Source organism: Bacillus cereus group sp. Bc010 (assembly GCF_027716745.1).
GTDB classification, from domain to species: Bacteria; Bacillota; Bacilli; order Bacillales; family Bacillaceae_G; genus Bacillus_A; species Bacillus_A pacificus.
Window position 1 is genome coordinate 452,134 of the sequence record NZ_JAQFUY010000002.1, and the last position, 7,942, is coordinate 460,075.

Here is a 7,942-nt window from a genome sequence, read left to right on the forward strand (position 1 = left end):
ATTTATATATATTAAAGTTATTTATTTTCCTCTTTCTGAACATATACATAAGCATCTTTCTGCTCTTTATGTACATCCACCTTCGAATTCTCTGCAAGCTGACCCGCGTTTAGCAAAGAAAAAATAATGAGCGCTTCTAGTGACATTTCGTTTTACCACTCCTTTCTAGTTGTTATACATTTATCATACCGCTTACATGTGATTTCCGTATGAACTCGAAAAGGAGATTACAACAAAATGGTTACAAGTATATGAATGCACGCTATAATAACCATAAAATAGGAGGTTGATTCATTTTGACAATAAACCAAATGGTTCAGTTAGGCAGTGCATGTATGTTGTTTATTACTTCCGCGCTTATTAATTGGTATCAAGGAAGTAATTTAATAGATGATCCTGATGAATGGAAATATAGCGCTAAGTTTACGAATTACTTCAAAGGCACCGTTTCAAATTACGAAGATATTTATCAAATCGATTTCTTTATATATGCAGCAAAATTTTATCCAACAGCATTTATCGTTATGTTAGTTAGTTTACTTTATATGCTCATATTAGTTCTTTATATTCTATTTAAAAGAAAAGATCCGGCGATTTAAATCCATACATAAAAACCCCGAATCATAAAGTGAAACTTTAATCAGTGGGGGTTTTCTTCATCCCCCACTGATTATTAGTTGAACCAATCGGGCTTTTATGAGCAGTTGATCCCCCACCTAACTTCTTTGCTTTCGCTGCATTTTGAGGTGGGGGTCTTACTGCCCATTAAAGCGGGATAAACTTTTCAGTTTACAATTCGGGGCACTATTTGTTTTACATTCGTTTCGGATTAGTAACGAATTAAGAAATATTTCTTTTTACCGCGGCGAATGATTGTGAATTTACCTTCGATGCGGTCTTTTTCTGTTACAACGTAGTCTAATGCTTGTGTACGCTCACCGTTTACGTAGATTGCGCCGTTCGTTACATCTTCACGCGCTTGACGTTTTGATGGAGAGATTTTGCTTTCTACAAGTAAGTCGATTAATACTGTATCTTCTGCAGTACGTTCTACAGATGGTACGTCTTTGAAGCCTTGCTCGATTTCGCTTGCAGTCAGTTCTGCTACAGAACCGCTGAATAATGCAGCTGAAATTTTAATCGCTTGCTCTAATGCTTCTTCGCCGTGAACAAGTTTTGTCATTTCCGCACCTAATGCTTTTTGTGCTGCACGTTTTTCTGGTGCTTCAGCTACTTGTTTCTCAAGCTCAAGAATTTCTTCATGAGATAAGAATGTGAAGTATTTTAAGTATTTAACAACGTCGCGGTCATCTGTGTTAATCCAGAATTGGTAGAACTCGTAAGGAGTTGTTTTCTCTGGGTCTAACCAAATTGCGCCGCCTTCTGTTTTACCAAACTTCGTACCGTCAGATTTCGTAACAAGTGGAATTGTTAAACCGAATGCTTTCGCATCTTCTTCTGATTTACGGATTAATTCAAGACCAGCTGTAATGTTACCCCATTGGTCACTACCACCGATTTGTAGGCGGCAATTATGGTGTTGGTATAAGTTTAAGAAGTCGTATGATTGTAAAATCATGTAACTAAACTCAGTAAATGAAATACCAGTCTCTAAACGAGATGCTACTGTATCTTTTGCTAACATATAGTTTAAACCGAAGTTTTTACCGATATCGCGTAAGAATGAAATGACATCTAAGTTACCAAGCCAGTCATAGTTGTTAGCCATTGTTGCTGGGTTTTCCACGTTTTCGAACTCTAAGAAGTTTGAAAGTTGGTTTTTAATGCTTTCTGTGTAGTAAGCAACTGTATCTTTCGTATTTAATGTACGCTCTGCTTTTTTACCACTTGGATCACCGATCATACCAGTACCACCGCCAACAAGTGCGATTGGTTGGTGACCAGCTAATTGGAAACGACGTAACATTAATACTGGTAACATATGACCGATGTGTAAGCTATCCGCTGTCGGGTCGAAACCACAGTATAATTTAACGCTTTCTTTTTCTAATAATTGCTCAAGGCCCTCAGCATCTGTTTGCTGATTAATTAGACCGCGAAATTCAAGATCTTGTAAAATACCCATATCCTACATACTCTCCTTTAAGTTCATTACTGGCGTGAAGGTTGAAAACATAAAAAAATCGCCCCTTCAAATAAGGGACGATTTTGATTATCGCATTACCACCCTAGTTGCAGACCAAAAAAAGCCTACCACCTTATTTACATAACGGCTTAGCACCGTCTCTTCCCTTTTGAATACATTTCAATCGAAAAAAGATGCTCTAGGGGCGTAATTCGCGATCATCTATGTACTGATTTTCACCGGCCATCAGCTCTCTAAAACAGGGAAATGATCACTACTTCTCCCTTTCCACGCTCAATTATTCATATACTTTTCTTTATACCATCATTTATATAGGCGTGTCAAATAAGGGGCGGATTTCTCTTCTTGCCAATCCTTTATAACGCCATAAAGAGGAATTTATTAGACATACAAAAAGCCTCCCTCATCTATTCTTTCATAAATGTATACAGACGAGGAAGGTACTTCGTTCAAATATTATTTTAGTTTTTTAACTATAATCTTTTATGCAAGCCAATCTTTTTTTAATAGTACATAATGGTTTTCCAAAAATAGTTCATTGTATTTAAGGAATAAGCGTTTCACTTGTTTCTCTAATTTAAAGCCTATTTGTTCCATAGACCTGCATGAATTGATATTATTATCCCAAGCCTGTGCATGAACCTCATCTACGTCTAAAGTTAAAAATATGTAATTATATATTAAGTTTCTCGCTTCTCGATTGACCCCTGTACGCCAATACTTACGCGCAATCCGCTGAGCTTCCGAAGTTACAATTAATTTTTTATTTTCATTCATTATTGGCATAGAAATCCAATAGGTTCCTATCATTTCCTTTGATTGTTTCATTACGATTGCCCAAGCCATAATATCTTTTAAATTTTTATAAGTATGTAACAAGTCCTTAATTTCATTACTATCTTTTGGAGTCACATTCCCTGTCCAATGGTGCATATCTGGATCTTTCATTACCTCATACCACTGTTTGTAATCTTTTTCCGGTTCCACAGAGCGTAAGCATACTATGTTTCCTTCTAAAACAGGTATCTTCATCTCCATTCCCCCTTTATTATTTACAAAAAGAAAGGCCTGAACATTATTTCGTTCAGACCTTTCTCTCTTAATCTTCCATCGTTGATAAGTCACCTGTTGGTAAGTTTAACTCCCACGCTTTTAATACGCGGCGCATAATTTTACCGCTTCTCGTTTTCGGTAATTTATCTCTAAATTCAATTTGTCTTGGCGCTGCATGAGCTGCTAGACCTTTCTTTACAAATTGACGAATTTCTTCTTTTAATTCTTCAGATGGTTCGTAACCTGCACGAAGCGCGATAAATGCTTTAATAATTTCGCCGCGCACCGGATCAGGAATACCGATTACACCAGCTTCTGCAACGGCAGCATGCTCGATTAATTTGCTTTCTACTTCAAATGGTCCAACGCGCTCACCTGACGTCATAATTACATCGTCAATACGCCCTTGGAACCAGAAGTATCCATCTTCATCCATGTATGCAGAGTCACCTGATACGTACCAATCTCCTGGCATAAAGTAAGATTCATACTTTTGTTTGTTATTCCAAATTCCACGCATCATCGCTGGCCAACCTTTACCAATTGCTAAGTTACCCATTGTGTATGGAGGCACTTCATTTCCTTCATTATCAACAATCGCTGCTTTTACACCTGGAATTGGTTTACCCATTGAACCTGGACGGATTTCCATACAAGGGTAGTTACAAATAACTTGTCCACCTGTTTCTGTCATCCACCACGTATCATGAATACGAAGTCCAAATGCGTTCATACCCCATCGAATTACTTCTGGATTTAACGGTTCACCAACGCTTAACACGTGGCGCACTTGTGATAAATCGTATTTTTTAATTGCATCTTGTCCAGCACCCATTAACATACGGAAAGCTGTTGGTGCGCTATACCAAACTGTTACGCCGTAATCTTGCAGTGCTTCATACCAAGCCTCTGGACTAAAGCGTCCGCCTAAAATAACATTTGATGCTCCGACTAACCACGGTGCGAAAATACCGTAAGCTGTACCAGTTACCCAGCCTGGGTCAGCTGTGCACCAATATACATCGTCTTCTTTTAAATCTAATACCCATTTCGCCGTTTGATAGTGCTGAACCATTGCGTTTTGCGCATGGAGCACACCTTTTGGCTTACCAGTAGAACCAGACGTATAATGTAGAATCAAACCGTCTTCACGGCCTAACCATTCAATATGTAATTCTTTTGAAGCTTGTTCAAATAAAGGATTGAACGCTACCGTCTTACCGCCTTCTTCTACATGATCTCCAACAAGGAAAACTGTTTTTAAAGCTGGTAAATCATTTAATGGTACACGCTCTAACAATTCAGGCGTTGTAATTAACACTTTTGCTTCGCTATCTTCTAAACGATCGCGAACTGCGCCTTCCATAAATGCTTCAAATAACGGACCAACAATTGCCCCTAATTTCACTGCACCAAGAAGGGCGAAATATAACTCTGGGGAACGCGGCATAAAAATAAAAACGCGATCGCCTTTTTCTACATCGCCATAATTTTTCAGGACGTTTCCTGCTTTATTAGAAAAATCCTTCATTTCCTTAAATGTATACTTCTCTTTTCGCGATCCATCTTGATAATAAAGGGCTACTTTATTCTTTCGATCGGATTTCGCATGCTTATCAATTGCCTCATACGCCATATTTACTCGGCCTGTTTCATTCCAAGTAAAGTTTTTATTAACCTCTTCCCAGTTAAAATTTGCGTATGCCTCATCATAATTCGGCAAATTATTTTCTCCTTTAATGACAGGAAGCGTTTCTACTTTCATACTTTACATCCCCCTCCTATGTATTCTATTATCTATTATAATAACATTATTTAAAATTTTCAGTATATTTGTTGATTTTTAGACAAATTTTTAATGACAAATTTCGATTCACATCGCATATATTATAAAGTACGATATGAATAGATTCACAAACCCTCAAGGTGGTGAGCAATACATTGATTCATAAAAAAATATATAATGCTAGAAACTTAAAAACAGCGAAAGGCACTTTAATTATTGAAGGGCCTGTCTCTACACATAACTTAGAAATGTATGAGTTTCATCCAGACTTAATTGCGTTTCGTCCTGCCGAGCAGCAATATAAAGCAATTGTCGAAATTTCTAAATTGCCAGAAGCTCGTCTCATTATTGCTAGACATGACCAAACGATTGTTGGGTATGTTACATACTTGTATCCTGATCCACTTGAACGATGGTCAGAAGGAAAAATGGAAAACTTAATTGAACTCGGGGCAATTGAAGTTGTCCCAGCCTTCCGTGGTTGCTCTGTCGGAAAAAACTTATTAGAAGTTTCCATGATGGACGATTATATGGAAGATTACATTATATTGACGACTGAATATTATTGGCACTGGGATTTAAAACAAACAGGCTTAAATGTTTGGGAGTACCGAAAAGTAATGGAAAAGATGATGAATGCTGGCGGGTTACAATGGATGGCTACAGATGATCCTGAAATTTGTTCACATCCTGCTAACTGTTTAATGGTCCGCATCGGTAAACGCGTTGATACGGATTCTATTCAAGCATTTGATCGTCTACGTTTTCACAATCGTTTTATGTACTAATAAAGGGGGCAACTGGAATGATTGTAGAAGAAATTATGAATCAAGATGTAGTGACATTACATCCAAACGATACAATCGAAACAGCAATCCGAACGATACGTACGAAAGGCATTCGGCACATTCCAATTGTCGATCAAAATAATCATGTCGTAGGCATTATTTCTGATCGGGATGTAAGAGATGCAAGTCCGTCTATTTTAGATGAACAAGTTTCACTCGATATGCTGAAGCAACCGCTTGAACTGATTATGAAACATCCTGTTATGACTTGCCATCCTCTCGATTTCGTTGAGGAAATTGCTACTTTATTTTTTGAAAATAAAATTGGCTGTCTTCCTGTTACAAAGGCTGGAAAGTTAGTCGGAATCATTTCTGAATCAACTGTACTGCATACGTTAGTGAAATTAACAGGGGCTCATCAACCGAGTTCACAAATTGAAATTCAAGTAAAAAATGAACCTGGTATTCTTGGAAAAGTCGTTGCTATTTTTAGCGATTTACAAATCAATATCGTGAGCGTTCTCGTCTACCCAGCAAAAGATGAGAATGATAAAGTACTCGTTTTCCGCATTCAAACGATGAATCCGCTAAAAGTGATTGATGCACTTGAGGCAGAAGGCTACCGCGTATTATGGCCGAACATTATGGGGATGCAAGCATGAGTAGCGCGTTTATTTATTCGGATGACTTTCGGGGCTATTCATTTAGCCCTGATCATCCTTTTAACCAACTGCGCGTCACACTTACGTATGATTTATTACAAAAGGGTGGTTTCATCTCTCCTTCTCAAATCATCTCACCAAGGATGGCTACAGATGAAGAGATCGCCTACGTTCATACAGAAGAGTACATAAATGCGGTAAAACGTGCTGGAGAAGGTAAGTTAGAAAAATCAATTGCGATGACATATGGACTCGGAACAGAAGATACGCCGATGTTTCCAAATATGCACGAAGCAAGCGCATTACTCGTTGGTGGTACGTTAACAGCTGTCGATGCTGTTCTTTCCGGGAAAGTAAAACACGCGCTTAACTTAGGAGGCGGCTTACATCATGGCTTCCGCGGCAAAGCATCTGGATTTTGTATTTATAACGATAGCTCCATCGCAATGAAATATATTCAAAAGAAATACGGTTTACGCGTTTTATATATTGATACAGATGCTCATCACGGTGATGGTGTACAGTGGTCTTTTTATGACGATCCTAACGTATGCACCATTTCACTACATGAAACTGGTCGATATTTATTCCCTGGAACTGGTGCTGTAAATGAACGCGGACAAGGTAATGGCTACAGTTATTCTTTTAACGTTCCACTCGATGCTTTTACAGAGGACGAATCTTTCTTAGATTCCTATCGAACTGTCGTAAAAGAAGTGGCCGCATACTTTAAACCGGATATTATTTTAACGCAAAATGGCGCTGACGCACATTACTACGATCCACTTACACACCTTTGCGCAACGATGAATATTTACCGTGAAATACCGAAGCTCGCTCGCGAAATCGCTAACGAATATTGCGAAGGTCGTTGGATTGCTGTCGGCGGTGGTGGCTATGACCACTGGCGCGTCGTCCCAAGAGCGTGGGCACTCATTTGGCTCGAAATGAACAACATCCAAAACATCTCAGGTTATCTCCCTCCAGAATGGATTGAAGCTTGGAAAGGACAAGCAGAAACAGAACTCCCCCTCACATGGGAAGATCCAGACAACATGTATAAACCTATCCCCCGCAAACCAGAAATTGAAGAAAAGAATGCATTAACTGTAGCGAAATCCCTTGAAATTATTCGGAATAATATGACAAAATCTTTGTACTAAACGAAAAGGAGGCTCGTTTTTGAATAGCCTCCTTTTATTTATAGCTTGCTATTATTGTCGTTTTTTGTCGGTAAGTCGATATATTCTAATAATCGCTGATATATTTTTATGTACTAACGGACTTTATAAGGATCGTGATATTATGTGGACACAACAAATGATCCACACGAAACGCGGCACATTCGAGCTTTTTACTAAAGGCAGTGGCGAACCGCTTTGCATTACACATCACTATTCACAATTTAATGAAACTGGTGATTACTTTGCAGATGTCTTCACTTCTACGCATCGTGTATTGCTCATTAATTTACAGATTTTCCGAATAGGAAAGCCCACTACGGTGCGATAGTACCCCCTTTAGGGGTGGGATGATAGTGAGGTCA

Annotated in this window: 8 protein-coding genes, 1 pseudogene and 1 other annotated feature; of the genes and pseudogenes, 5 read left to right on the top strand and 4 right to left on the bottom strand. The window is 38.5% G+C overall.

The genetic code is table 11. The features are described from left to right. Positions 1-17 precede the first annotated feature (17 nt). The gene (locus PDQ68_RS05390; protein WP_000050944.1) at positions 18-146 is read right to left on the bottom strand and encodes a hypothetical protein; all 129 of its coding nucleotides are present in this window, start codon (positions 144-146) and stop codon (positions 18-20) included. Between the two features lie 150 nt (positions 147-296). Here PDQ68_RS05390 and PDQ68_RS05395 point away from each other — a divergent pair, with 150 nt between their 5' ends. Further along, positions 297-599, top strand: a complete 303-nt coding sequence (locus PDQ68_RS05395; protein ID WP_016718675.1) for a YjdJ family protein — start codon at positions 297-299, stop codon at positions 597-599. Between the two features lie 230 nt (positions 600-829). On the opposite strand, the gene tyrS is transcribed toward PDQ68_RS05395, so the two are convergent. The 3 genes from tyrS to acsA all read right to left on the bottom strand — a co-directional run bounded on the left by tyrS (position 830) and on the right by acsA (position 4,925). Beyond that, the gene (gene tyrS, locus PDQ68_RS05400) at positions 830-2,086 is read right to left on the bottom strand and encodes a tyrosine--tRNA ligase (protein WP_000512096.1); all 1,257 of its coding nucleotides are present in this window, start codon (positions 2,084-2,086) and stop codon (positions 830-832) included. Positions 2,087-2,156: 70 nt separating this feature from the next. Beyond that, positions 2,157-2,386 (bottom strand) — a binding site (T-box leader). A gap of 204 nt (positions 2,387-2,590) precedes the next feature. Then, positions 2,591-3,139 carry a GNAT family N-acetyltransferase gene (locus PDQ68_RS05405; protein WP_061183829.1) on the bottom strand — a complete coding sequence of 183 codons (549 nt, stop codon included), beginning with the start codon at positions 3,137-3,139 and terminating at the stop codon, positions 2,591-2,593. A 67-nt stretch (positions 3,140-3,206) separates the two neighbouring features. Continuing rightward, positions 3,207-4,925, bottom strand: a complete 1,719-nt coding sequence (gene acsA / locus PDQ68_RS05410; protein ID WP_000862042.1) for an acetate--CoA ligase — start codon at positions 4,923-4,925, stop codon at positions 3,207-3,209. A 176-nt stretch (positions 4,926-5,101) separates the two neighbouring features. Between acsA and acuA the strand changes: the two genes are divergently transcribed. From acuA to PDQ68_RS05430, 4 genes and pseudogenes are all read left to right on the top strand, one after another. Then, positions 5,102-5,734, top strand: a complete 633-nt coding sequence (gene acuA / locus PDQ68_RS05415; protein WP_061183828.1) for an acetoin utilization protein acetyltransferase AcuA — start codon at positions 5,102-5,104, stop codon at positions 5,732-5,734. Positions 5,735-5,751: 17 nt separating this feature from the next. Then, positions 5,752-6,396, top strand: a complete 645-nt coding sequence (locus PDQ68_RS05420; RefSeq protein WP_000634566.1) for an acetoin utilization AcuB family protein — start codon at positions 5,752-5,754, stop codon at positions 6,394-6,396. Continuing rightward, the gene (gene acuC, locus PDQ68_RS05425) at positions 6,393-7,559 is read left to right on the top strand and encodes an acetoin utilization protein AcuC (RefSeq protein WP_016718677.1); all 1,167 of its coding nucleotides are present in this window, start codon (positions 6,393-6,395) and stop codon (positions 7,557-7,559) included. The genes PDQ68_RS05420 and acuC overlap by 4 nt, the downstream gene beginning before the upstream one ends. Before the next feature lie 98 nt (positions 7,560-7,657). Continuing rightward, positions 7,658-7,872 (top strand): annotated as a pseudogene (locus PDQ68_RS05430) (alpha/beta fold hydrolase); the annotation flags it as partial. Positions 7,873-7,942: the final 70 nt, after the last annotated feature.